The sequence below is a fragment of the Rhodococcus rhodnii NBRC 100604 genome, from assembly GCF_001894925.1.
Taxonomy (GTDB): Bacteria; Actinomycetota; Actinomycetes; order Mycobacteriales; family Mycobacteriaceae; genus Rhodococcus_F; species Rhodococcus_F rhodnii.
Map to the genome: position 1 here is coordinate 1 of NZ_BCXD01000008.1, position 23,776 is coordinate 23,776.

The 23,776-nt window shown below is 69.1% G+C and carries 19 protein-coding genes and 2 pseudogenes; 11 read left to right on the plus strand and 10 right to left on the minus strand.

All coding sequences use genetic code 11. From position 1 onward, the window contains the following. Nucleotides 1-646: pseudogene (locus RR1_RS23035) on the plus strand (hypothetical protein); the annotation flags it as partial. On the opposite strand, the pseudogene RR1_RS07460 reads toward RR1_RS23035, so the two are convergent. Beyond that, nucleotides 626-1,807, minus strand: a pseudogene (locus tag RR1_RS07460) (glycosyltransferase family 4 protein); the annotation flags it as partial. The pseudogenes RR1_RS23035 and RR1_RS07460 sit on opposite strands and share 21 nt — an antisense overlap. Nucleotides 1,808-1,950: 143 nt before the next feature. Here RR1_RS07460 and RR1_RS07465 point away from each other — a divergent pair. After that, entirely contained in the window at nucleotides 1,951-2,721 is a 771-nt protein-coding gene (locus RR1_RS07465; protein WP_010838396.1) for a class I SAM-dependent methyltransferase, read from the plus strand. Next, complete coding sequence (locus RR1_RS07470; RefSeq protein WP_010838395.1) at nucleotides 2,718-3,632, plus strand: ROK family protein; 915 nt, start codon at nucleotides 2,718-2,720, stop codon at nucleotides 3,630-3,632. Before RR1_RS07465 ends, RR1_RS07470 begins: the two co-directional genes overlap by 4 nt. A gap of 48 nt (nucleotides 3,633-3,680) precedes the next feature. Here RR1_RS07470 and RR1_RS07475 read toward each other — a convergent pair whose 3' ends face one another. The 4 genes from RR1_RS07475 to RR1_RS07490 form a co-directional block, all read right to left on the minus strand. After that, nucleotides 3,681-5,510 carry a phosphoenolpyruvate carboxykinase (GTP) gene (locus RR1_RS07475; protein ID WP_010838394.1) on the minus strand — a complete coding sequence of 610 codons (1,830 nt, stop codon included), beginning with the start codon at nucleotides 5,508-5,510 and terminating at the stop codon, nucleotides 3,681-3,683. Nucleotides 5,511-5,817: 307 nt separating this feature from the next. After that, nucleotides 5,818-6,141: a DUF6802 family protein gene (locus tag RR1_RS07480; RefSeq protein ID WP_051111172.1), complete on the minus strand. Its 324-nt coding sequence runs from the start codon at nucleotides 6,139-6,141 to the stop codon at nucleotides 5,818-5,820. Nucleotides 6,142-6,186: 45 nt separating this feature from the next. Continuing rightward, a complete protein-coding gene (locus RR1_RS07485) occupies nucleotides 6,187-7,599 on the minus strand; it encodes a hypothetical protein (RefSeq protein WP_010838392.1) in 1,413 nt (470 codons plus the stop codon). After that, nucleotides 7,589-8,407 carry a hypothetical protein gene (locus RR1_RS07490; protein WP_010838391.1) on the minus strand — a complete coding sequence of 273 codons (819 nt, stop codon included), beginning with the start codon at nucleotides 8,405-8,407 and terminating at the stop codon, nucleotides 7,589-7,591. Before RR1_RS07490 ends, RR1_RS07485 begins: the two co-directional genes overlap by 11 nt. Nucleotides 8,408-8,543: 136 nt before the next feature. Between RR1_RS07490 and trmB the strand changes: the two genes are divergently transcribed. The 4 genes from trmB to RR1_RS07510 all read left to right on the plus strand — a co-directional run bounded on the left by trmB (nucleotide 8,544) and on the right by RR1_RS07510 (nucleotide 14,175). Next, a complete protein-coding gene (gene trmB, locus RR1_RS07495; RefSeq protein ID WP_143153758.1) occupies nucleotides 8,544-9,422 on the plus strand; it encodes a tRNA (guanosine(46)-N7)-methyltransferase TrmB in 879 nt (292 codons plus the stop codon). Continuing rightward, on the plus strand, nucleotides 9,419-10,105 hold the full coding sequence (locus RR1_RS07500; protein ID WP_010838388.1) for an NYN domain-containing protein: 687 nt from the start codon (nucleotides 9,419-9,421) through the stop codon (nucleotides 10,103-10,105). Before trmB ends, RR1_RS07500 begins: the two co-directional genes overlap by 4 nt. Nucleotides 10,106-10,115: 10 nt before the next feature. Further along, nucleotides 10,116-12,968 carry an MMPL family transporter gene (locus tag RR1_RS07505; RefSeq protein WP_040773363.1) on the plus strand — a complete coding sequence of 951 codons (2,853 nt, stop codon included), beginning with the start codon at nucleotides 10,116-10,118 and terminating at the stop codon, nucleotides 12,966-12,968. 127 nt (nucleotides 12,969-13,095) lie between these two features. Next, the gene (locus RR1_RS07510) at nucleotides 13,096-14,175 is read left to right on the plus strand and encodes an HtaA domain-containing protein (RefSeq protein WP_010838386.1); all 1,080 of its coding nucleotides are present in this window, start codon (nucleotides 13,096-13,098) and stop codon (nucleotides 14,173-14,175) included. 16 nt (nucleotides 14,176-14,191) lie between these two features. Here RR1_RS07510 and RR1_RS07515 read toward each other — a convergent pair whose 3' ends face one another. From RR1_RS07515 to RR1_RS07525, 3 genes are read right to left on the minus strand one after another with little or no spacing between them, the layout of a single operon-like run. Beyond that, nucleotides 14,192-15,454 (minus strand): HNH endonuclease signature motif containing protein, encoded by a 1,263-nt coding sequence (locus RR1_RS07515; protein ID WP_010838385.1) that lies wholly within the window; start codon nucleotides 15,452-15,454, stop codon nucleotides 14,192-14,194. Between the two features lie 60 nt (nucleotides 15,455-15,514). After that, nucleotides 15,515-16,192, minus strand: coding sequence for a DUF1707 SHOCT-like domain-containing protein (locus tag RR1_RS07520; protein ID WP_010838384.1), 678 nt, complete (start codon nucleotides 16,190-16,192; stop codon nucleotides 15,515-15,517). 13 nt (nucleotides 16,193-16,205) lie between these two features. Then, nucleotides 16,206-17,240, minus strand: coding sequence for an AI-2E family transporter (locus RR1_RS07525; protein WP_010838383.1), 1,035 nt, complete (start codon nucleotides 17,238-17,240; stop codon nucleotides 16,206-16,208). 233 nt (nucleotides 17,241-17,473) lie between these two features. On the opposite strand from RR1_RS07525, the gene RR1_RS07530 reads away from it, so the two are divergent. Next, nucleotides 17,474-18,940 carry an adenylate/guanylate cyclase domain-containing protein gene (locus tag RR1_RS07530; protein ID WP_040773382.1) on the plus strand — a complete coding sequence of 489 codons (1,467 nt, stop codon included), beginning with the start codon at nucleotides 17,474-17,476 and terminating at the stop codon, nucleotides 18,938-18,940. Between the two features lie 146 nt (nucleotides 18,941-19,086). Here RR1_RS07530 and RR1_RS07535 read toward each other — a convergent pair whose 3' ends face one another. Next, nucleotides 19,087-20,157 (minus strand): YcaO-like family protein, encoded by a 1,071-nt coding sequence (locus RR1_RS07535; RefSeq protein ID WP_071990739.1) that lies wholly within the window; start codon nucleotides 20,155-20,157, stop codon nucleotides 19,087-19,089. A 990-nt stretch (nucleotides 20,158-21,147) separates the two neighbouring features. Further along, nucleotides 21,148-21,300: a hypothetical protein gene (locus RR1_RS22275; RefSeq protein WP_010838379.1), complete on the minus strand. Its 153-nt coding sequence runs from the start codon at nucleotides 21,298-21,300 to the stop codon at nucleotides 21,148-21,150. Nucleotides 21,301-21,387: 87 nt separating this feature from the next. Between RR1_RS22275 and RR1_RS07540 the strand changes: the two genes are divergently transcribed. The 3 genes from RR1_RS07540 to RR1_RS07550 all read left to right on the plus strand — a co-directional run bounded on the left by RR1_RS07540 (nucleotide 21,388) and on the right by RR1_RS07550 (nucleotide 23,762). Further along, a complete protein-coding gene (locus RR1_RS07540) occupies nucleotides 21,388-22,524 on the plus strand; it encodes a lysylphosphatidylglycerol synthase transmembrane domain-containing protein (protein WP_010838378.1) in 1,137 nt (378 codons plus the stop codon). Nucleotides 22,525-22,664: 140 nt separating this feature from the next. Beyond that, the gene (locus tag RR1_RS07545) at nucleotides 22,665-23,219 is read left to right on the plus strand and encodes a YceI family protein (protein ID WP_010838377.1); all 555 of its coding nucleotides are present in this window, start codon (nucleotides 22,665-22,667) and stop codon (nucleotides 23,217-23,219) included. A gap of 150 nt (nucleotides 23,220-23,369) precedes the next feature. Continuing rightward, the gene (locus tag RR1_RS07550) at nucleotides 23,370-23,762 is read left to right on the plus strand and encodes a DUF3054 domain-containing protein (protein ID WP_371836779.1); all 393 of its coding nucleotides are present in this window, start codon (nucleotides 23,370-23,372) and stop codon (nucleotides 23,760-23,762) included. Nucleotides 23,763-23,776 lie beyond the last annotated feature (14 nt).

Genomic DNA, 23,776 nt, shown 5'->3' on the forward strand with positions numbered 1-23,776 from the left:
CGCGCTCGCCCTTCTGGTGGCGCTTCCGGGCCTCGCGTGGGGCGTCTCGGGCGCCCTGCGGCCCGTGACGTACTCACCGGAGTGGCGGACCGTTGTCGCCCATGTCGACGACGGTCCCGGCGACGTCGCCGTCCTGCCTGCGGGCATGTTCCGGGTGTGGGACGGCCGCCCGTCGCTCGATCCCGCACCGCGGATGCTGCCGGCCGACGTCCCGCAGACCGGCGAACTGGTGGTGTCCGGCGGCACCGTCGCCGGGGAGGGCGGGCGCGCCGGGGAGATCGAGGACGCCCTGCTCGCCGGTGCCCCGGCCGGCGTCCTCGCCGATCTCGGCGTGCGGTGGGTGCTCGTCGAACACGGCACGCCGGGGCCGACGCGAACCCCGGACGAGCTGCGCGAGGCGGGCTACGAGGACGTGTTCCGGGGGTCCGAGCTCACGCTCGTCCGCGTACCCGGCGACGTCACGGACACCGCGGCGAGCTCACGTGATCGTGCGATCGTCCTCGCCGCGCACGGCGTGTGGCTCGTGACGGGTCTCGCCGGGGCAGCGGTCCTCGGGGCCTCGGTTCTCCGTGGCACCGTCCTGCCCAGAGCGGGACTGCACGGAGCGGTCCGGCACAGGGGCGTGCGGCCGCGGCAGCGCCGCTGACACGAGACCCGAGACGAACCCGCGTGCCGTCGTCCGCTCCAGGACGGTGCGGACGCCCTCGGCCGTCTGCTCCCACGAGAACTCCCGCGCCCGTACCCGTGCCTTCGCGCCGAGCATCTCGCGCGACTCGCGGTCGGTGAGCAGCGACTCGAGGGCAGTGGTGAGGCCCGCGACGTCGTCGGGGCCGGCGTCGAGATCACCGACGAGCACGCCGGTCACGCCGTCGACGATCGAGTCGGTGAGCCCGCGCGAACTGCGGTAGCCGATCGTCGGGACGCCGTGCTGCGCCGCCTCGACGACGGCGAGCCCCCATCCCTCTTTGCGGGACGGCATGACGTGCACCCACGAGCGTGCGAGGAGCTCGTGCTTGCGCTGCTCGTCGACGTGGCCGTGGAAGCGGACGACGTCGTCGATGCCGAGCTCGGCGGCGCGCTCGCGGAGGTTGTCCTCCCACCAGCCGCCGCCGATGACGTCGAGCCGCAGCCCCTCGATGCGCGGGCGCAGCTCGGCGACGGCGTCGAGCGCGTCCTCGATCTGCTTGTGCGGGACGAGCCGCGAGAGAACGCTCACCGTGGGCTCGGAGCGGCGGTGCGTGGTCACGCCGTCCGGGACGGGATCGACGCCGTTGCGGACGACGGCGATGCGTTCGCGGTCGACTCCGAGATCGACGAGTTCGTCGGCCGACGGCAGTGACACCGTGAGGTACTGGCTGCTGCGATGCAGCCGCGGCGACAGCCACGACTCGACCCACCAGCCGATACGGCCGACGAGAGCGCCCGCGACGGGCCACTGCTCACGATGGCAGTGGTGCACCAGGACGGTCACCGGCGCGCCGCTGACGAGCCGCGCGAAGAAGGGAATACCGTTCTGGGTGTCGATCACGGCGTCGGGACGGATTCCGCGCAGCGGCCCGAAGCCGAGCCTGCCTGCCGCGATCGCGGCGAGCGCACGCGGATACACGCCGAAACGGCCGCCACCACGGCTGACCCGGACACCACCGACGTACTCGCTGCGGCGCGCACCGCGGTACCGCGCGGTGCGCAGCGTCACCGCGACACCGCGGACGGCGAGCTGCGCGCCGACCTGCTCCAGATAGCGCTCACTACCGCCACCCTGGGGATGCCCCGAGTCGCGCCAGCACAGCAGCAGAACCTCACGCACGTACCAGAACTCCCACGGCCAGAACTCCTCAGCGGGCAACGATCGACACTTCAACAGTAGCGCTCGCCGCGATCGCGGTCAGCACCCTCGCTGTCGGTACCGAGGGCACCGCGACAACGGTGCGCTCGTTATCGTTCATCAGCGTGAGCGCGTCCCCCGTTACCCGCCTGTTCGCCGAGCGCGCGACCCTCAGCCGGTCGCTGCGCCTGCTCGGCTCCTTCGAGCACGAACAGACCGACCCCGACCTCTTCTACGGCGCGATCGCGCGCGACACCGCCGAACTGGTCGACGATCTGCACCGCGCCGACACCGGCCGCGACCTCGGCGGGACCGTCGTCCTCGACGTCGGCGGCGGCCCGGGCTACTTCGCCGACGCCTTCGCCGCACGGGGTGCGCGCTACGTGCCCGTCGAACCCGACCCGTCGGAGATGCACGCCGCGGGACTGTCGGTGGGCGGGTCGATCCGCGGGTCCGGGCTGGCGCTCCCGATCCGCACGAACTCCGTCGACGTGTGCCTGTCGTCGAACGTCGCCGAGCACGTCGCCGATCCGTGGCGAATGGGCGAGGAGATGCTGCGCGTGACGCGGCCGGGCGGGCTCGTCGTGCTCTCGTACACGCTGTGGTTCGGGCCGTTCGGCGGCCACGAGACCGGGCCGTGGCACTACCTCGGCGGCGAGTACGCGGCGCGGCGGTACCGGCGCGAGACGGGACACGAGCCGAAGAACCGGTTCGGCCGTTCGCTGTTCCCGATCAGGGGCTCGCACGGCCTGCAGTGGGCGCGCGCGACCGAAAACGGGGAACTCCTCGCCGCGTTCCCGCGGTATCACCCACGATGGGCATGGTGGACGGTGAACATCCCGGTGGTGCGGGAAGCGCTCGTGAGCAACCTCGTGCTCGTCCTGCGGAAGCGGTGACGCGGCAGGGCATCGCCCTCGCTCTCGACGTCGGCGGCACCAAGATCGCGGCGGCGGAGGTCGACGTCCGAGGCCGGCTCCGGGACGGCGCTCGCGTCTCGACGCCCGCAACGGGGGTGTGGGAAGCGTGCGCAGCGCTCCTCCGCGAGGTCGGCGCCGGGCGTCCCGTCACGGCCGTCGGGATCTCGTGTGCGGGGCCCGTCGACGCCGGCACCCGGCTCGTCGCACCCGTCAACATCCCCGAGTGGTCGGTCGGCTTCCCGCTCGTCGCGCACGTCGCCGCACTGCTCCCGGGCGCCCGTGTCGCGCTCGAGATGGACGGCGCCGCGACGGCACTCGCCGAGCATCGCCTCGGCGCGGGCGCCGGCGTGGCGAATCTGCTCGCCGTCGTGGTCTCGACCGGGATCGGCGGCGGCCTGGTCGTGGGCGGTGAGCTGCTCACCGGCCGTACCGGCAATGCGGGGCACATCGGGCACACGATCGTCCACGGAGCGGCCGACCCGTGCACGTGTGGCGGCCACGGCTGCCTCGAGACCGTCGCGAGCGGGCCGTCGAGCGTGCGCTGGGCGCGGGCACACGGCTGGCAGGGGACGACGGGGGTCGAACTCGCCCGCGACGCGGCCGCCGGCGACGGCCCGGCGCGCGACGCGCTCGTGCGCGCCGGACGCGCGCTCGGCGAAGCGTTCGCGTCGGTCGCGGCACTCGCCGACCTCGACCTCGTCGTGGTCGGCGGTGGATTCGCCCAGGCCGGCCCGCCGCTGTGGGACGCGATGACGACGACCGTCACCGAACACGCGCAGCTGTCGTTCGTCCGCGACCTCCGCGTCGTGCCCGCGGCACTCGGTGGCGATGCGAGCCTGGCGGGTGCAGCCCTGCTCACCCGCGAGACCCCTGAACCGCCGGACCCCTGACACACCGAATCCCCCGAACGATGTTCGGGGGATTCGGAAGCCGGCGACTCAGCCCAGGCGCTGCTTCAGCGCCTGGAACTCGTCGGAGATCGCGGACGGAACGCGGTCACCGAGGAAGGCGAGCCACTCCTCGATACCGGGAAGTTCCTTCTTCCACTCCTCGGCGTTCACGGTGAGCGCCTCGTCGACGTCCGACTTCTCGACGTCGAGACCCGCGAGGTCGAGATCCTCGGCGGTCGGGACGTAACCGATCGGGGTCGTCTGCGCACCCGCCTTGTGCTCGACGCGGTCGATGATCCACTCGAGCACGCGCGAGTTCTCGCCGAAGCCGGGCCACAGGAAGCGGCCGTCCTCACCACGGCGGAACCAGTTGACGTAGAAGATCTTGGGCAGCTTGCCGGCGTCGGCGTTCTTGCCGAGCTCGATCCAGTGCTCGATGTACTCGCCGGCGTTGTAGCCGATGAACGGAAGCATCGCCATGGGATCGCGGCGCACGTCGCCGACCTTGCCCTCGGCCGCGGCCGTCTGCTCGGACGACAGCGTCGCACCGAGGAACGTGCCGTGCTGCCAGTCGAACGACTCCGCGACGAGCGGGACGGTCGTCTTGCGGCGGCCACCGAAGAGGATCGCCGAGATCGGTACACCCTGCGGGTCGTCCCACTCGGGGGCGAGGATCGGGCACTGCGACATCGGAGTCGTGTACCGCGAGTTGGGGTGCGCGGCCTTCTCGCCCGACTCGGGCGTCCAGTCGTTGCCCTTCCAGTCGATGAGGTGCTCGGGCTTGCCCTCGAGGCCCTCCCACCACACGTCGCCGTCGTCGGTGAGCGCGACGTTCGTGTAGATGGAGTTGCCGGCCTCCATCGTCTTCATCGCGTTGGGGTTCGAGCCGTGGTTCGTGCCCGGCGCGACGCCGAAGAAGCCGAACTCGGGGTTCACCGCGTACAGACGGCCGTCCTTGCCGAACCGCATCCAGGCGATGTCGTCGCCGAGGGTCTCGGCGCGCCAGCCCGGGATGGTCGGCTGGATCATCGCGAGGTTCGTCTTGCCACAGGCAGACGGGAACGCCGCCGCGATGTAGTAGGCCTTGTCCTCGGGCGAGATGAGCTTGAGGATCAGCATGTGCTCCGCGAGCCAGCCCTCGTCGTGGGCCATGGCCGACGCGATACGCAGCGAGTAGCACTTCTTGCCGAGCAGGGCGTTGCCGCCGTAGCCCGAGCCGAAGCTCCAGATCTCACGGGTCTCGGGGAAGTGGGTGATGTACTTCGTGTCGTTGCACGGCCACGCGACGTCCTGCTGGCCGGCCTCCAGCGGGGCACCGACCGAATGCAGTGCACGGACGAACGGGCGATCGGTCCCGAGCTTCTCGAGAGCGGCCGAGCCCATGCGGGTCATGATCTTCATCGACACGACGACGTACTCGGAGTCGGTGATCTCGACGCCGAGCTTCGGGTCCTCGGCACCGAGCGGGCCCATGCAGAACGGCACGACGAACATCGTGCGGCCGCGCATGCTGCCTCGGTAGAGCTCGGTCATGATCGACTTCATCTCGGCCGGGTCCATCCAATTGTTGGTGGGCCCTGCGCCGGCTTCGGTCTCGGTACAGATGTACGTGCGGGATTCGACACGCGCGACATCGGTGGGGTCGGACGTCGCGAGGAACGAGTTCGGTTTCTTGTCCTCGTTCAGCTTCGTGAACGTCCCCGCCTCGACGAGCTGGGACGTCAGCCGATCCCATTCCTCGTTCGAACCGTCCGCCCAGACGACGCGGTCGGGCTGGGTGAGCTCAGCCACCTCGCGCACCCATGCCAGCAGTTCGCTGTGCTCGGTGGGGGGAGTGCCGTCGGTTCCGTTGAGACCGGGGATGGTCGCTGAGGTCATCAAACTCTCCTGGGGTGAGCCGGAATCGCGTGCCCGATGCCACCCGCCTCGGCGGACGCCATAGGCAACCGATACCCCCTGCCGGTAGGGGTCGAGCCGGGTTCGCCGCTCGGCACTGCTGCCAGTCGGGAAACCGGGCGCCGGGTGTCCTGTTCATAGAGGTTAACCCGCGAAGTCGTCGCCGCGACAACCGGGTGCCGTCGGATCGGTCACTGTATCGATCCGATGCATTTCTGTTAACTCCACGCGACCCGCCGCGCATTCCGCCGCCGCGCGGGGCCGGGGCGTCACCCGAGTGGCGTGGGCCTCACGAGTCGCCGAGCAGCCCGTCGTCGATGCGGTCCCACGTGGGGTTTCCGTCGTCGTCGACCCGGAACTCCCAGGCGTCGTACTCCCCCGACGCGTCGAGGAAGGTGACGCGGTCCGCGTCGCCGTCGCCGTCGAGGTCGGTGGCGATCACGGTTCCGTCGCCGTCCGCACGCACGTATGTGTCGAAGATCCCGTCGCCGTCGAGGTCGTGGGTGAGGCTCGTGAGAGCGACGGACCCGGACTCGGGGCCGAACGAGCGGGCGTCGAGTTCGACGTCGAGGTCGACTCCCGACACGGACGTCGTGGGGTCTTCGGCAACCACGGCGACTCCTCTCGAGAACACGCGATGCGCGGGCGAATTCGCAGTTTACGCCTCGATCGTGCCGTGCACCACGGCCGAGTGCGCCGCGATCGCGGCGTCGAGCGTCGCGAGATCGCGACGGCACGCGGCGACCTTCCCCGACCGTTCGGCGCCGGACCGCCGCAGCCGAGCGTCGAGGTCGGCCAACTCGGTGTCCAGCCGCGCCGACGACGCGCGATGCGCCGATTCGAGATGCTCGCCGAGCGCGGCCTCGACGACGAGCACCCGCGCGAGGACGAGCTGCTCCCAGTCGGCGCGCAGCTGCCCGCTCACGTCGACCACCCACGACCGGACGTGCCCGCGGTCGGCCGCCAGGCCGCGGGCACGCGAGAGGAGCAGTGCGACGACGCCGCCCAGCACGACGATCGCGAGGGCCGTCACGAGCTCGCCGCCGGGCGCAGCGAGCGGTGCGACGACCCACCTGCCGAGGCCGAAGCCCGCGGACGCGCCGACGACGACGGTCATCGTGTCCTCGACGCCGCGATGGCGCCGCGTGGGTTCGCCCACGTCGACGCGGGCGGTGGGCGGTGACGGCGGCAGCGTCGTCCCGAACTCCGCCGCGACGGCGGCGAGCCGGTCGTCGACGAGCCGGTCCACCGTCGCCGACGCCGCGGCCGTGGTCTGCCGCCACCGGACGGGGAAGTCCGCGAGCTCACGGCGGCCGGCGCGGTCGACGACGGTGCGCGCGTCGGCCGCGAGACCGCGGGCCCGCACGCCGACGTCGTGGAGCAGCGCGACCTTCGTCAGCTGGACGCGGCTGCGCATCGACGTCGCCTGCTCCCGGCGCGCGCCGTCACGCTCGGCGACGAGCGCACGGCGGCGTTCGCGTACGTCGGTGGCGAGATCGCCGTCCCGCAGATGGGCGAGCGTCGTCGCGACGATGGTCCGCGTGTCGGTGAAGGCGACGTCGATCGAGGGAGCGGCGCCCGTAACGGCGCCGATACGGTCCACGACGGCATCGAGCCACGCGCCGGGACCAGGGTGCGCATCGAGCGGCGAGACGGCGGGCTCGACCACACCGTGTGCCGCGAGGAGCGCCGAGTCGCGATCGGCGATCGCGCGCCAGCGCCCGTCGGGGTCGGCTCCGGGCATCACGAACACGACGGGCACGCGGTCGCGGGCCACCGCGTCGAGCAGGGCGAGTTCTTCGCGCCCGAGCACCGACGCGACGTCGAGCACGAACACGACGGCGTCCACCGGGCCGGGCAGCGCAGGATCGAATGAGCCCGTACCGGGCCGGGCAGCATCTGACCGGCCGGCGATCTCGATGCCCGCCCGGCCGAGCGCGTCGGCAACGCCCTCGGTGCCCACGGGCCCGGCGACTCTCACCCGCACCGGTCCGCCGCCGAGTCGCCGGGCCGCACGCGGATTCCATCGAGCGAGGACCTCCCAGGCCTCGCTCACGGTGTCATCGGTCACGGACGCCCCCGTCCGGGGCCGGGTCCCAGCGCCGCAGTTCGACCGCGACGAGGGCGTCGAGCGCACGGCGGTCGCGTGCGGTGGCGGCGCGATCGCGGTGCCACGCCCAGGCGCGGGCGCGGTCGAGCGGGTCCGCGCTCTGCGGCAGTGGGAGGTGCGCGACCGTCGCGACCGCCGCCGCGGCGGCGATCTCCGCGGCGTCGTCGCCGAGCAGCCAGTCCTCGAGCACGTCGCGGGCCGCGGGTGAGCGCGCCGCGATCTCCTCGACCCGGGCGACGAGCGCGTCGCCGCGTGCCGCCAGCGCGAACTCGACCCGCTGCCGTGCGAGTGCGACGACGCCCGCACGTCCCGACGCGGTGTCGTCCGCGCCGATCGTCGTCATCGCGGCGGCGGGGATCCCGTACTCGGCCCCGGCTGCGTCTGCGGTCTGCGCTGCGTCGTACCAGGACGCAGCCAGGTCTGCCTTGGCCAGGACGAGGAGGGTGCGGGCGGGATCGAGCCGGGCGAGGGTGTCACGGTCGGCGCGCCGCACCGATCCCGCGACGACGTACACGACGACGTCGCCGCACAGATCCGGGTCCGCGGCCCCGGGGACGTCGATCGCGGCGGAGTCTCGGACGTCCGCCTCCGGGAGCCTCGCGTCGAGCAGCGCCGCGACACCCGTGCGCCCGACACCGGCCCGGCCCGCGACCTCGACGACGGCGGGTGCGCGGAACGCGGCCACCGCCGCCGACAACTGGCTCGCAGCGGCGCCGTCGCGCTCGCCCGCGGCGGCGATCGCCCACCCCAGCACAGGTGCTTCTGCCATGCGTTCCTCCTCCCCGCGGGTGGGGATTCTGTCAGATTGCTGAGAATCCGGTCGCAGTGAACGCGCAGCTCGAACACAACGTCGCAGGCAGACGGCGTGCGCGAACCTGAACTCTCGATGTGAGGTCGAGCGCTGTGTGCCGGAACCGACGCTGATACGTGACAATGGTCCGGTGAACCACGCAGACCACGACACCGTCGGTCGGGTGAGCGGCGCCGATCGGCCCGGCTCTCCGAGCGGCAACGGGCAGCGGGGACGCGACCGCGACGGACGCGGCTCGCACCTGTATCCGCGCGTCACCAGCTTCCGATCCCGGCGCGGCACACTCACCGACGCACAGCAAGGAGCGTGGGACCGGCAGTGGGAGCGGCTCGGCTCCGAGGTAGCGCCGGAGCGTCACCTCGACACCGACGCGCCGCGTCACCTCGACACCGACGCGCCGCGTCACCTCGACACCGACGCGTGGTTCGGCCGCAGCGCCCCCCTCGTCCTCGAGATCGGCAGCGGCACCGGCACCGCGACGTCCGCGATGGCGCAGGCCGAGCCCGAACTCGATCTGCTCGCCGTCGAGGTCTACCGGCCCGGCATCGCGCAGTTGCTGCAGCAGATCGAGCGCGCCGAGCTCGGCAACATCCGGATCCTGCGTGGCGACGCCGTCGTCGTCCTCGAGGAGATGCTGGCGCCGCAGAGCCTCACCGCGGTGCGCGTCTACTTCCCGGACCCGTGGCCCAAGGCCCGCCATCACAAGCGGCGGCTGCTGCAGTCGGGCACGTTCGCGCTCGTCGCGGATCGGCTGAAGCCGGGCGGCCTGCTCCACATCGCCACCGACCACGCCGAGTACGCCGAGCACATCTCGGAGACGGGCGACGCCGAACCTGCGTTGCGACGGCTCGACTGGCACGATCCGGGAATGAAGCTTCCCGTGTCGGTGCAGCGGCCCGTCACCAAGTTCGAGAACAAGGCCCACGACGTGGGGCGGGAGATCAACGACATGATCTGGATCAAGCCCTCATGAGCGTGACCGAGCACTCCGAACTCGATACCGCGCCCGCGACGACGTCGCCGCAGGCCCCCAAGCGCGTTCTGCTCGTGTGGGACGCACCGAACCTCGACATGGGGCTCGGCGCGATCCTCGGTGGCAGGCCCACCGCCGCGTACCGGCCGCGTTTCGACGCGCTCGGCCGGTGGCTGCTCTCGCGCACCGCCGAGATCTCGGCAGCGACGGGCGAGGCCCTCGAGCCCGAGGCGACCGTCTTCACCAACATCGCGTCCGGCAGCGCCGACGTCGTGCGCCCGTGGGTCGAGGCCCTGCGCAACGTCGGTTTCGCGGTCTTCGCCAAGCCGAAGATCGACGAGGACAGCGACGTCGATTCCGACATGCTCGATCACATCGCGCAGCGTCGGGTCGACGGGCTCGCGGCCGTGATGGTCGCGTCGGCCGACGGCCAGGCGTTCCGCGAACCGATCGAGGAGCTCGCCGAGACGGGGCTGCCCGTCCAGGTGCTCGGCTTCCGCGAACACGCGAGCTGGGCGGTGTCGTCGGATCTCATCGACTTCGTCGACCTCGAGGACATCCCGGGTGTCTTCCGCGAGCCGCTGCCGCGGATCAGTCTCGACAATCTGCCGGACGAGGGCGCCTGGCTGCAGCCGTTCCGTCCGCTCTCCGCCCTGCTCGTGGGCCGCAAGAGTGCCGAATAGGAGTTGATCGGTGTTCGCCAGCTGGGGAAGGCTCGTCGTTCGCGGCCGTTTCACCGTCATCGGTATCATGGTCGCGGGCATGCTCGCGATGGCCGTGTACGGGCTCTCGTTGCAGGATCACCTGAGCCAGAGCGGATGGGACGACCCGGGCTCCGAGTCCGTCGCGGCCGCCAAGCTCGCGGACGGGACGTTCGGTCGCGACACGCAGGGCGACGTCATCGCGATGTATCGCGCGCCCGAGGGATCGACGGTCGAGGACCCAGCCTGGCAGGCGGAAGTGTCGGCGAGTCTCACCCGGATCGTCGAGGAGAACCCCGACCGGATCCTGCAGGCCAACGGCGGTTTCTTCGAGGTCGGTGACGCGCCGCAGTTCCCGCAGTTCGCGAGTCCCGACGGCCGGTGGGGCATCGAGTCGATCGCCATCGCCGGCGACAACGACACCGAGATCACGCAGAACTTCCGCGACGTCAAGGACGAGTTCTACGCCGACGGACTCGACGTCCAGCTGGCCGGCCTGCAGCCGGTCGCGGGCGCCCTCAACGACACGATGGCCGAGGACATCAAGCGCATGGAGATCCTCGCGATCCCGGCGGTCGGTGTGCTGCTCTTCTTCGTGTTCGGCGGTGTGGTCGCGGCCGCGTTGCCGCTGGTCATCGGTGGTCTCACCGTCATCGCCGCGAACGGCATCGTGCGGCTGTTCGCCGAGTTCACCGAGGTGAACTCGTTCGTGGTTCCCGTCGTCTCGCTCATCGGTCTCGGTCTCGCGATCGACTACGGGCTGTTCATCGTCAGTCGTTTCCGAGAAGAGCTCGCCGACGGCTACGAGGTCGATGCCGCGGTCAGACGCACCGTCATGACGGCGGGCCGCACCGTCGTCTTCTCTGCGACGATGATCGTCGCGAGCCTCGGTGGTCTGCTCATCTTCCCGCAGGGCTTCCTCAAGTCGGTCGCGTACGGCGCAATCGCGACCGTCACCCTCGCGGCCATCGCGTCGATCACGATCCTGCCGGCGCTGCTCGCGATCATCGGGCGCCGCGTCGACGCGCTGACCTTCGAGCGGCTCCGCCAGAACAAGACCTCCGAGGAGATCGAGGCCGGCTTCTGGGGGCGCACCACCGCGTGGGTGATGCGCAATCCGCTCAAGGTGACGATCCCGATCGTCATCGGCCTGCTGCTGCTCATCACGCCGCTGACGGGTATCCGGTTCGGCGGCATAAACGAGACGTACCTGCCGCCCGGCAGCGACACCCGCGTCGCGCAGGAGACGTTCGACGAACAGTTCCCCGGGATGCGGACGGAGCCGGTCAAGCTCGTCGTGACCGACGCGAGCAATCAGGAACTCGGCCAGATCCTCCGCGACGCGAGCGAGGCACCCGGTCTCGTCGAACGCTTCTCCCCCGAAGGCGCGGCGCAGGACGGCGTCGTCGTCCTCAAGGCCGGTCTCGAGAACCGCAACGACTCGGATTCGACGATCGAGTATCTGCGGTCGATCGATGTCCCCGACGGCGTGCAGGTGCTCGTCGGCGGCACTCCCGCGATCGAGTACGACTCGATCCAGGCGCTGCTCGACAACCTGCCGCTCATGATCCTCATCGTCGTGGGGCTGACGACGGTGCTGATGTTCCTCACGTTCGGGTCGCTCGTGCTACCGATCAAGGCCGCGTTGATGAGTGCGCTGGGGCTCGGCGCGACACTCGGCATCCTCACGTGGATCTTCGTCGACGGCCACGGCGCCGACGCGCTGAACTTCACGCCGGGTCCGATCATGTCGCCGGTGCTCGTGCTCATCATCGCGATCATCTACGGCCTGTCGACCGACTACGAGGTATTCCTCGTCTCCCGGATGGTGGAGGCGCGCGCGAAGGGCGCCTCCACGGCGGAGGCGGTGCGGGTCGGCACGGCCCACACCGGCCGCATCATCACCGCGGCGGCGCTCATCCTGATCGTGGTCACGGGTGCGTTCGCGTTCTCCGAACTCGTGATGATGAAGTACATCGCGTACGGCATGATCGCGGCTCTGCTCATCGACGCCACCATCATCCGGATGGGCCTCGTGCCCGCCGTGATGAAGATGCTGGGCGACGATTGCTGGTGGGCGCCGCGCTGGATGCAGCGCATCCAGGAGCGGATCGGCCTCGCCGAACCGATTCTCGACGACGAGCTGTCGTCGAAGGACATCCCGCAGCTGACGCCCGTCGCAGCGCCGCCCGGCCCGAACGCCGCGGCCACCCCCACCGCCACGGCGCGGCGCCCCGCCGACCCGCTCACCGAGCCCATTCCGCTCGCGTCGGGCTCGGCGGCGGCACCGGACGAGCGTGTGTCGCGGGAGGCAACGGAGGCGCGGCGTTCGGCGACGGGTCGCCCGTCACGCGCTCCCGGTGACGGCGACCCGCAGGGCGGCGGTCGTCCCACCACCCCGCCGGCGCGGCCCAGCGGTCCGGCCACCGAATCGCGGCCGATCGAGAGCTGGCTCGCGGACCTGCGGTCGACGTCGCCGGGGCCGCACACCTCTCCCGGCGAGCCACGTCGTGCCCAGCCTGCGGGCGGTTCGAGTGCTCCCCGGAACGGGACTCCGAGCGGTGGCACTCAGGGCAACGGGACACCGAGCAACGGCGTCCCGAGCACCACTTCTCAGAGCTCCGGCACTCGGAGCAGCGGGGCAGGACGGAGCGGCGCTGGATCGGAGAGCACTCGTGCCAACGGCTCCGCGAACGGCGGCTCCGGAAGCACAGGCGCACCGAGTTCGGGCGGGCGGCGCAGCGCGCCCGATCCGGACGACGTCGCCGGTCGGCACCACGCGGACGATCCCAATGCACTGAGTGTGAGCGAACTGCTCGCACGCCAGAAGCGTCGCGATCGCTGACGCCGTCGTCGCACGGTGTCTCGCCGGCCACATGTGACGACGTAGCTGCCCTGCTGCCTTCGGCGCGGCGCTACCCTCACCGCGAACCGGCACCGACTCCGGTGAGCGGTGGAGGAGGCGACGCACGATGCGGACACGGCGAATCGGAATCGGGGTCGTGGTCGTCGCGACCGCGTCGGTGATCGCGACGACGAGTGGGCTGGCGACTGCCGAACCCGCACCGCCCGGTGTCGCCCCGTCGATCGAGGTGTTTCTCGCCGACGGCACCCCCGCCGACGGCGGGACTGTTCGGGTCGGCGACACGATCACGGTCCGCGGCCACGGTTTCGACCCGGAGGCGAACCGTGACGGCCTCCCGTTGCCCGTGCCGCCGGGGGTTCCGCACGGCGTCTTCGTGACGTACGGGGCGTTCGCGCCGCAGTGGCGTCCGTCGGAGGGCGCACCTTCGTCCGCTCGGGTGGAGCAGCGTTCCAACACGGTGTGGGTGATGGACGAGGATGCGCTGAACGCCGTGCCCAGCGCACCGTTCGATTTCCGCAGGACGATCGGGCAGCAATGGGTGCCGTTCGGCGACGACGGAACGTTCACGGCGACGATCGAGGTCGCGGAGATCGACGGTGCGGCCGAGGACGCCCGGTACGGGGTCTACTCGTATGCCGGCGCGGGTGCCGTCAATGCTGCCGAAGAGCATTTCGTCCCTGTCGATTTCGATCCCTCTCCGGGCCCGAACACGCCGCAGCCTCCTGCGGCGGATCTCACGTGGGCGTTCGCCCCGGGTTTCGCCGATCTCGTGAAGGGCGAGTTGCAGGGCGGCCTCGCCGTGTCGGACGGCGCATCGCTCACCGACGACGGACGGCTGACGTTCGAGCTCGCCTCATCCGACATCGACGGCGAGACGGGGCTCGGCATCGCCAGGTACGCTGGAACTGCCGTGGCGTACACCAAGTTCCACCTCGCCGAGATCGCGATCGTCGACCCGTGGATCGAGTTCACCCGGGAGGGGACGTTCCTGTCGGCGGAGACGTCGACGACGAGCCAGAACGGAACCGACGCGACGGCACGCTCGCGTCTCGCGCGACTCGACGCGGCACCGGATGCGGCCGGCGGCGAGCGCACCGACGTCCCGGCCCGGTTCGAGCACCTGTCCCCGCAGATCCTCGCGCCGTATCTGCTCGGATCGGCTGCGCCGGTGAGCTTCCGGTACTGAGCACAGCAGCGGTGCGTCACGCTCCCGCCGCCCAGAAGGTGGGCGAATCGGGTTCGGTGTCGTAGACGGTGCCGTCGGGCATGGTCCAGCGCAGCAGCCCGTCGCCGAGTTGCTGTACGGCCATGCGGCCCTGGGTTTTCCAGCGATGATGCCGTCGGCAGAGGCAGGCGAGGTTCGCTTCCTCGGTCCTGCCACCCTGGTCGGGGTGTTCGTGGTCGAACGGCGTCGTGTGGTCGATGTCGCACGACGCTGCCGGGACTGCGCACTGCGGGAAGCGGCACACCCCGTCACGTGCGCGGATGCGGTCCGCGAGGGCACGCGGGATGCGGTAGCGCAGGCCCGCGATGTCCGGAGCCGCCTCGACCGGGTCGACGGCGCTGACATGGATGCGCTGGGTCGCGGAGTGCGCGACCGCCTCACGCACGGTCTCTGGATCGAGCGGACCGACACCGGGCAGGAATCCAGCAGTCATGCCCCCAGCACTCACCGATCCGTCGCTCACGACGATCTGCACCAACGGCCCCCGCTTGCCCGCGGCAGGAATGGCGGTCGCGCAGTCATTGCGCCCGCACCCACACGTGAGCCGCCCGCTCCCATCGGCAAGCGCTACGAGTGCGTCCGCGTGCCGCTGCGGCATCGACCGCTCGTCACCCGCGCAGACGTCGCCGATCGCCATTTCCTTCAGCCGATTCCAGATCATGGCCGCATCCAGTGACGGCAGCTCGCCCGACAGGAACGCCATCCCGTCGTCGCACTGCTTCACCGAGATGTACCGCTCCCCCTTCGCCCGCGCCGACCGTTCCGCGAACCCGTCACGGTCGTACCGCGCCACCAAACGACGGAGCCGCCCGCTCAAGCGTGCAGGCGGTAGCCGGTCGATCGGCCCGCGAGCGAACAACGCAGCTTCCACGATCCGGGCCTTCTCGTCGGACAGGTTCTGCAGCAGGTTGTGGATCGTGCGGACCTGCGCCAGATCCAACTCACCCACCGAGAACGCGGTATTGGTGAGTCGCAGCCGGGTGTCGAGGTCCTCGCACAGCGTGATCGCGAACCACACCCGACCCTCGCTCATCCCCAACGCGAGAGCAACCTCGTTCGCCGCCGACTCACCCGGAATACCCACGGGACCGTTCGCTTCCGCCGCCACCCGCGCCGCATGGAACCCGCCGATCGCCCGAATCTGCCGATACTCCGCACACGCAAGCATGCGTTTGGACTCGACCAGTCCCGATACCTCTACCAGCTCGTTTCCCGAGCCGCCCCCACCCGAATCGAACATAGATACGACACTACAACCACCCACCGACACACTTCGTGCGTCGCGAGCGCCGACCGGGAATCAGGTGCCGAGCATGCGGCGCATCCGCGCACCGAACGGGTACTTCACGGTGAGCGAGCCGAACGAGATCTTGCCGGTGACGATGACGTGGAGCGGACCGTACGGCGGGCCGGCCTCGACGCGGTTGGTGATGCTCGATCCGGTCGGTTCGACGCCGTTGGTGTCGGCGGTGGCCTCGGGCGGAAGCGTCAGCGCGATCGAGCTGCACACGTCACGGACGTGGATGCGCACGACCTGCGTGCTCATGACGGCACGTGTGAGGTCGAGCGTGATGCTCGAGAACTTGGTGTCCAGGGTGAAGGCGGCCGGCACCGACCAGCGGCCGCTGCGGGAGATGGTGGACATCCGGCCCCGGATCGTTCCGCTGTCGCCTGTCGGCTGCGGGTGGTGCTGCGCACGATGCTGCAGGTGCTGCTGGGGATGCTGCTGCTGGGGCATCGATCCCGGCAGTGCGGTGATGGGCACCTGCTGCTGGGCGAGGTATTCGGGCGAGAGGGCGATGCCGGGGAGGTCGACGAGCACGGAGTTCAGCTCCGCGCGGGTCTTGGCGGCGAGGGCGGTGTCCATGCGCTCGGTGAACTCGCCGAGCGACAGCATCCCCTGACCGACGGCCTTCTGGAGCAGGTTGCCCACGTGCTGGCGTTCGGCGTCCGATACCCGTAGTTCCCGTGCGTCCACGTGAACAGACTAGTCAGCCCTCGGGCTCGTCGGCAGCCGCTGGCGCATCGTCGGCGGCAGCCGGTGCGTCACCGGCGTCGGCGGGCTCGTCAGGATCGCGCGCTTCCTCGGCCCGCAGCGACGCGATCGAGGCGTTGAGCAGGGACACGAGCGGCACTGCGAGCAGGCCGCCGATGATGCCGTGCACGACGATGCCCGTCGTGATCGAGAGGACGACGGCGAGCGGATGCAGCTGCACGGCGCGGCCGAGGAGCAGCGGCTGCAGCACGTGCCCTTCGAGCTGGACGATCGCGACGATCGCGACCAGCACGATCGCGGCGGCGAGCGGGCCGTTCGAGACGAGGGCGACGATCACGGCAAGCCCGCCCGCGACGAACGCGCCGACGAGCGGGACGAACGCGAGGGCGTCGATCGCGGCGACCGCGGTCGTTCCGCGCATCCACCCGGTGAGCGACGCGAATCCGGCGACGCCCGCCGCGCGCGCCTTCTCTCGATGCGCCTCGGGAACGATCTTGGTGACGTAGTGCCACACCTGCGCGCCGCCGTAGAGGAAGAAGATGGTCACGAACACGGTGAGCGCGACTCCCGCGAGCACGTCGCCGAGGGCCGTGGCCGTCGACAGCGCGCCCGAGGTGATCTGCGACTGGTGTTCCTGCAGCTGGTGCACGAGGGTGTCGCCGGCGGAGTGGACCTGGTCCTCGGTGAAGGGAAGCCGGCCCGAGCGAAGACGATCCTGCAGGTCGGAGACGGTCTGTTCGGCGTCCGCGACGAGCCGCGGGAAGCCTGCGACGAACTGTTCGACGACGAACGTGACGATGGCGCCGAGGACGGCGAGACCCGCGAGCAGGGTGAGGACGACGGCGATCGCCCTCGGCATGCCGATGCGGTGCAGCCGCCCGACCAGGGGCGACAGGAATGCCGACGCCAGCAGAGCGAGGGCGACGGGGATGACGACGGCGTCGAATCGCAGTGCGAGCCACCCGACGAGCGCGATTCCGGCGGCGACGATCAGCAGTCGCCACGTCCACGCCGCCCACACGCGGACCACCGGGTGGACTGTCGATGCCGGCCAGTCCGTCGCGCGATCGGGCCCGCCGGACGGGTTCGGCCTCACGTCCGGAGAGTATCGACAGCGGCGACGGCCCGGAGTGAATTCGGGTACGCGCGCACCGAATCCTCGTACGCGCGGGAGTGAGCGGGAGCATCTCCGGATAGATTTGTGGCGTGCAGAGGTCGTACAGAGCGATTGCGGTGACGCTCCGTAGTCGATGGCCGCTGTATCTGGGGTCCATGCTGGGGGCCAATCTCGTCGGCGCCGTGATGGTGTTCGCGTTCGTCCGGTACGGCCTTCCGATCCCCGAGTCGCTCGCGATCGTCTCCGATCAGTGGCGCAACACCGCGGTGTTCGGCGGGTATCTCGTGTTCGCGGCCGTCGTGAGCCTGTCGGCGGCGGCGCTGATGCTGCGGTCGGTGATTCGCTGGCAGTTGCGCGGCGGTGCGCCTCGGCGCAGCGAGCAGATGTCGGCGCTGCACGCTCCGTTGCGGCAGGCGATCGTCCACCTGGTGTTGTGGATCGGCGGCGGCATCATCTTCACGCTGCTCACGATCCAGGAGATGCCCGAGCTCGCGGTCGCGATCACGGTGACGGTCGCCCTCGCCGCGACGACGGTGTTCGGCTTCACCTACATGCTGGGCGAACGGATTCTGCGGCCGCTCGCGGCGCAGGCGCTCAGCGAGGGCGAGTTCGATCGGACGATGGCGCCGGGCGTCGGCACGCGGATGGGCATGACGTGGGGGCTCGGGACGCTGACGCCCGCGATCGGCATCATCCTGCTGTGCGTCACGCAGCTCACGACGGATCTCGCCTTCTCGCCCGACGCGCTCGCGTGGTCGATTCTGCTGCTCGCGCTCATCACGATCGGTGACGCGCTGCTGCTCTCGACGCTCACGGCGAGCCAGATCTCGGATCCGATCAAGCAGTTGCGCCGCGCGATCGAGCGCGTGCAGCGAGGCGCGACGGACGTGCGCGTCGAGGTGTTCGACGGCAGCGAGATCGGCCGGCTGCAGGTCGGGTTCAACCGGATGATGCGCGAGTCGGACGAGCGGCGGTTGCTGCGCGAGCTGTTCGGCCAGCACGTGGGTGAGGACGTCGCGCGCCGCGCGATCAAGTTCGGCACCGAACTCGGCGGCGAGACGCGCTTCGTCGCGGTGCTGTTCGTCGACATGGTGGGGTCGACGGGTGCGGCGGCGGAACGCCCGCCGGGCGAGGTCGTGGGGATGCTCAACGAGTTCTTCCGCGTCGTGGTGGACGTCGTCGATCGGCACAACGGGTTCGTCAACAAGTTCATGGGCGACGCCGCGCTCGCGATCTTCGGTGCGCCCCTCGATCGTCCCGACGCGCCGACGGCGGCGCTCGCGGCGGCCCGCGAGTTGCGGTTCGCGCTCGACGACATCGTGGGTCTCGACATCGGGATCGGCGTGTCGGCCGGGCTCGCCGTCGCGGGCAACATCGGCGCGGCCGAGCGGTTCGAGTACACGGTCATCGGTGATCCGGTGAACGAGGCCTCGCGGCTGACGGAGCTCGCGAAGCTGCAGCCCAGCCGCGTGCTCGCGTCGACGAGCGCGCTGTACTTCGCCGACGAGGACGAGCAGCGGCACTGGGCGCTGGGGGATCGCGTCAAGCTGCGGGGGCGTCGCCGCGACACGCATCTGGCGTTCCCCGTCGAGTTCCCTCGGCACGAGAGCTGACCGAGCCCTCCCCACGCTATGCCAGTGCAAATCTCACAGGATGGCAAACCCGCCACTAGAATCTGTCGATTTAGCTCGTACGAGCCCAGGGAGCAAGCGAATTGCCGGCTCGTCCATCGCTGAGATAGAAGAATCGAAGCTAGAACTTATAGCCGAGATATCGTTTTTCGCGACGGAACCACTAGGTGTCCATCCCGGATTAAAAGGAACCGCTCAACTCCAGGAATAAAAACATTCACGATTGCGAGGTCTTGCGATTCGAACCGGACCGAATAATAAGACTTCAAACCTCCATCCAGTAGCGCACTCGCCGCAGCCGCGACTTGCTCGACAGTATCAATGAAATAGCCGATACTATCGGGGAACTCCCGCGAACGCACATTCTCAATTCGACTATCCAAATCGAATTCACTTGCGCTTCGCAACTTCGAACCGGGCTCGCCAACACTCTTCTTTGAGTACTCTAAGCCTTTCCGGGCGATAGACCCACTTTCAATCGCAAACTTTGATTGCGCTATTTCCGAAAGCGCGCGTTCAACTGCGTGTTCGTGAGAGATCGATGAACCAGCCCCTCTCAATCGGTCATCAAGTAGCCTCACTCCAGGCGCATACGCAATATATGTCGGATAGTCTACCGACCCGACACAACGGATGACGTGGATTCGAGACCCAATCACTGATTCCGATTGAATCCATTTCCCCCTCAGCGATTCCGGCACGGATTCACGATCGACCGAATTAATGGGTTGCGGCTTTGAACTCAGGAACTGATCGGCAATGAATTCTGATACGAGATGTCGCTCAATCTGCTCATTAAGAGCATGCAGCAGTGCATCTTCGACTGTCACGCCCGCCGCCCACCCTGTACTGGTGCAGTAGCGCGCGATGGGCCTGTAGTCGAAGCTGTCCCCAAGGCTCTGCCGAGCGTCTGCTGACTCAACAAATGAGGGGCTACTCAAACCCAAGGGAACGTCGATTGGGCCTCGGTAATCCGCGGCCGGGGCGACAGCCCGATACTCGGCGCAAGCCATCAATCCCTCGGGGGCTTCACCGACAATATCCGCCAGGAGATCGCCGGCGAGGGCCTCTTTGGCGACTCTACTAGAGCTGGCCAACTTAACAGTCTCCGCGGGAACGGAACACGATCGAGACACGTAATGCTCTAACGCCTCGAAAACTGCCCCGACTCGAGCAGATGCTGAGGATCCCTTTCCCATACCGAAAGCAATTCGCTCTCTGGAATTTGGGTATGCGCCCGATGCGAAAAGGTCACATCGCCACGCCGCCGTGTCCTCGCAGATTCCGATACGCTCCACAACTGAAGTAAGCCCGAATTCTTCCACCGCACGGCGTGCGCTAGCTGCAGCGCAATCCAAACAGTGTGTTCGCTCGCCGAATCTACGCAAGGCAACAATCTCCTAGATTTATGGAGCATCCCCGCAGCTCTAGGCTGCGGGGATGCTATCGCTCAGAGCTGGTCGATCAGACTCATGATCTCTACCTCCACCTGAGCGAGATTCTGATCGGGGTCAGCGACCAGAAACCAATCTCCGAGAAAGATGCCTGCCATAACCTACCTCCTGATTCTCGACGGAGACCAATCTCCGTCCCACCTTACGGGCGGGCAAAATCGGCCAGTTGCCGCTCGTGCGAGCGGCCTGACCACGACTTGTTCGGGTGTGCACAGACATGGGTGCGGGCTACCGACCGCTGCGCCTGGCCGACTACTCCAGAACCCCAGATTCCGTTTGGTGGGTCCTGGGCGCCGCAGACCAGAACGATCAATCTCAAGAGCTTGCGTCCACAGCCTCCCCTTGGGCTGGCCCTCCTCGAGATTCGACGCCACCTGACTCGGAATGGATGCAGCGTTGAATAACCGGTGTTACATGCGGATTTTGCATCCTCACATCCCAAAACCACACTCCTCCGACGCTAGCAATCCACCGCCAAGGACGCAAGCGTCAATGGGGTTCGATATCTTGCAGTTCGCGATAGAATTTCCGGTAGGCAAACAAGTGGAGAACCATTTGAATTATGGGTTATTCCTTCATCCATCTCGTTCTTTTTCTACCCCCAACCGTCGCAGTTAAGGACAGTTGAGGAAACATGAATTCGCTATCACCAAATTTGAGAGATTCTCGTAACTGGCGTCGATGTCACGGCTTGCGGTTCGGCTCCTGCGCCGAGCGCGCGGTGCCGTAGCGCACCTACGACTCGCGGCGGTAGAGGACGCCGAGCCAGACGAGCGCGGCCACGATCGCGGCGCCGCCGCTGACCATCGCACCGACGGCGAGGAGCATCGTGCCGACCGCGGCGAGCAGCGCGATGACACAGACGGACACCGCCAGGCGTGTGCGCATCGCCGCTCCTCCTGCTCCGACAACGTGCCGACTGGATGGTAGCCGCGCCGTCGCTGCCGGGCGAGGCTCGTTCGTTACGCTGGCCCGGTGGCACCGCCTCGTTCGACCTCGCCTGCGTCCGACTCGTCTCGGCCGCGCAGGTGGCTTCGAATCACTGCGGCGCTGGTTCTGCTCGGCATTCTGACGGCCGAGGCGGTCTATCTGTGGCCGACACTCCACGAGTCGTGGCGGGCACTCACCGAGATCCACTGGGGGTGGGTGGGCGCGGCGGTCGTGGCGCAGTTCGTCTCGCTCGGTGCGTACGGCCTGTTGCAGCAGCGGCTGCTCGGTGCCGGGGGCGTCGTGGTCGGGCGGAGGAGGTCGACGTCGGTGATTCTCGCCGGTACGGCGATGACGCTGACGCTTCCGGCGGGGCAGGTCTTCTCGACGGCGTTCACGTACAAGCAGACGCGGCGGTGGGGTGCGACACCCGTGGTCGCGTCGTGGCAGCTCGCGATGTCAGGGGTCATGGCGGCGGCGAGCCTCGCAGCGATCGGCGCGGTGGGTGCACTCGCGTTCGGGACGCGGATCAGCCCCGTCGCGCTGGTCCTGACGCTCGTCGCGGCTATCGCGCTGTTCTCGGCCCTGCGGTACATCTCGCGGAATCCGGAGTCGATGCGCACGATCGGCGAGGCCGTGCTCGCGCGCTGGAATCGGCTGCGATCGAATCCGCCGGGGACGGGATCGGAGACGTGGGGCGCCGTTCTCGAGCAGCTCGACGCCGTCGAGTTGCGACGGCGCGACGGCGCGGCGGCGTTCGGCTGGTCGGCCGTCAATCGGGTCGCCGATCTCGCGTGTCTGGGGTTCGCGTGCTGGGCGGTGGGTGCGGAGCCGTCGTTCGCCGGGCTGCTCATCGCGTTCACCGCGGCGAAGGCCGTCGGGAGCATTCCGCTCGCACCGGGCGGGCTGGGATTCGTCGACGGCGCGCTCATCGCGGCACTGACGGCGGCGGGCCCGACTGCGTCGGGCGCGCTGGCGGCCGTCTTCGTGTATCGCATCGTGAGTTTCGTGCTCATCGCGCTCGTGGGATGGCTCGTGTTCGCGGTGCTGTTCCGCTCGCCGCACGTCGGTGATTCCGAGTTGGCCGACGATCATCTCGATCGCGAGTACGGGCAGGGTCCGTCGCCGTTTCCGCGGCGTCGTCGCAGCGGGGTCGCTCCGGATCCCGATCCGGACCCGGTCTGACGCCACCGCCGAGCCCCTTCGTGTGATCCATCTCACCGCCACTGTCGGGACTATCCGGACCGCGGTCCTGTTGTAATGGCTCGGAGGTTCACAATTCAATCAGTTACCGAACCTTCCCCCTACTTGCCGAGGAGCGACCGATGACCACTGCAGTCACCACCCTTCCGAACCTGACCGCCGGCACCTGGGCGATCGACCCCGTCCACTCCGCTGTCGCGTTCTCCGTGCGCCACCTCGTGGTGAGCAAGGTGCGGGGCACCTTCGACCAGTTCTCGGGCGCGATCACCGTCGCCGAGGACGGCACGCCGACCGTCACCGCCGAGATCGCCGTCGACTCGATCGACACCAAGAACGAGCAGCGCGACGGGCACATCAAGTCGGCCGACTTCTTCGACAGCGAGCAGTTCCCGACCGCGACGTTCACGTCGACCGGCCTGCGCAGCGACGGCGACGACTACATCCTCGTCGGCGATTTCACGCTGCACGGCGTCACCAAGTCGGTCGAGCTCGAGCTCGAGTACAACGGCGTGAACCCGGGCATGGGCCAGGGCACGGTCGCGGGTTTCGAGGCGAAGACCGTCCTCAACCGCAAGGACTTCGGCATCAGCATCGAGATGCCGCTCGAAGGCGGCGGAGCCGTCGTCGGCGACAAGATCACCATCACCCTCGAGATCGAGGCAGTTCTGCAGTCCTGAGTCTCCCCTCGACAGTCCCCTCGAGAAGGAGAAGCGCGAACTCCGATTCGCGCGCGAAGGGCACGGCCGCGCGGGCCGTGCCCTTCCGTGTGCGCGGGGTCTCACGGGCCGCGAATCGCGGCGCGGCGGCGCGGTTCTACGCTGAAGTCCGTGACTATTTCCCGGACGCCGCGCGCGGTGACTCTCGCGCTCGTCGCCGACGTGATCCTGGTGATCGTGTTCGCCGCGGTCGGCCGCCGCAGCCACGGTGAGGCCAACGCGCTCGCCGGACTCGCGACGACGGCATGGCCCTTTCTGCTCGGTCTGCTCGTCGGCTGGATCGCCGTGATCGCGCTCTACCGCGACAAGTTCGATCCGCTCCTCGTTCTCCCCACCGGCGTCATCGTGTGGCTGTCGACGCTCGTCGTCGGCATGCTCGCGCGCGTCGTCTCGGGCCAGGGGACCGCGCTGAGCTTCGTGCTCGTCGCCGGCACCGTCCTCGCGGTCTTCCTGATCGGGTGGCGCGCGATCGCGGGCGTCGTCCGGCGGCGCGCCACAGCCTGACCGGGGGCGTCCGA

Coding starts and splice junctions, on each gene's coding strand:
- RR1_RS07475 (WP_010838394.1), bottom strand. CDS start 5,510: ATGACCTCAGCGACCATCCCCGGTCTCAACGGAACCGACGGCACTCCC.
- RR1_RS07490 (WP_010838391.1), bottom strand. CDS start 8,407: ATGGCAGAAGCACCTGTGCTGGGGTGGGCGATCGCCGCCGCGGGCGAG.
- RR1_RS07500 (WP_010838388.1), top strand. CDS start 9,419: ATGAGCGTGACCGAGCACTCCGAACTCGATACCGCGCCCGCGACGACG.
- RR1_RS07510 (WP_010838386.1), top strand. CDS start 13,096: ATGCGGACACGGCGAATCGGAATCGGGGTCGTGGTCGTCGCGACCGCG.
- RR1_RS07515 (WP_010838385.1), bottom strand. CDS start 15,454: ATGTTCGATTCGGGTGGGGGCGGCTCGGGAAACGAGCTGGTAGAGGTA.
- RR1_RS07535 (WP_071990739.1), bottom strand. CDS start 20,157: ATGGGAAAGGGATCCTCAGCATCTGCTCGAGTCGGGGCAGTTTTCGAG.
- RR1_RS22275 (WP_010838379.1), bottom strand. CDS start 21,300: ATGCGCACACGCCTGGCGGTGTCCGTCTGTGTCATCGCGCTGCTCGCC.
- RR1_RS07545 (WP_010838377.1), top strand. CDS start 22,665: ATGACCACTGCAGTCACCACCCTTCCGAACCTGACCGCCGGCACCTGG.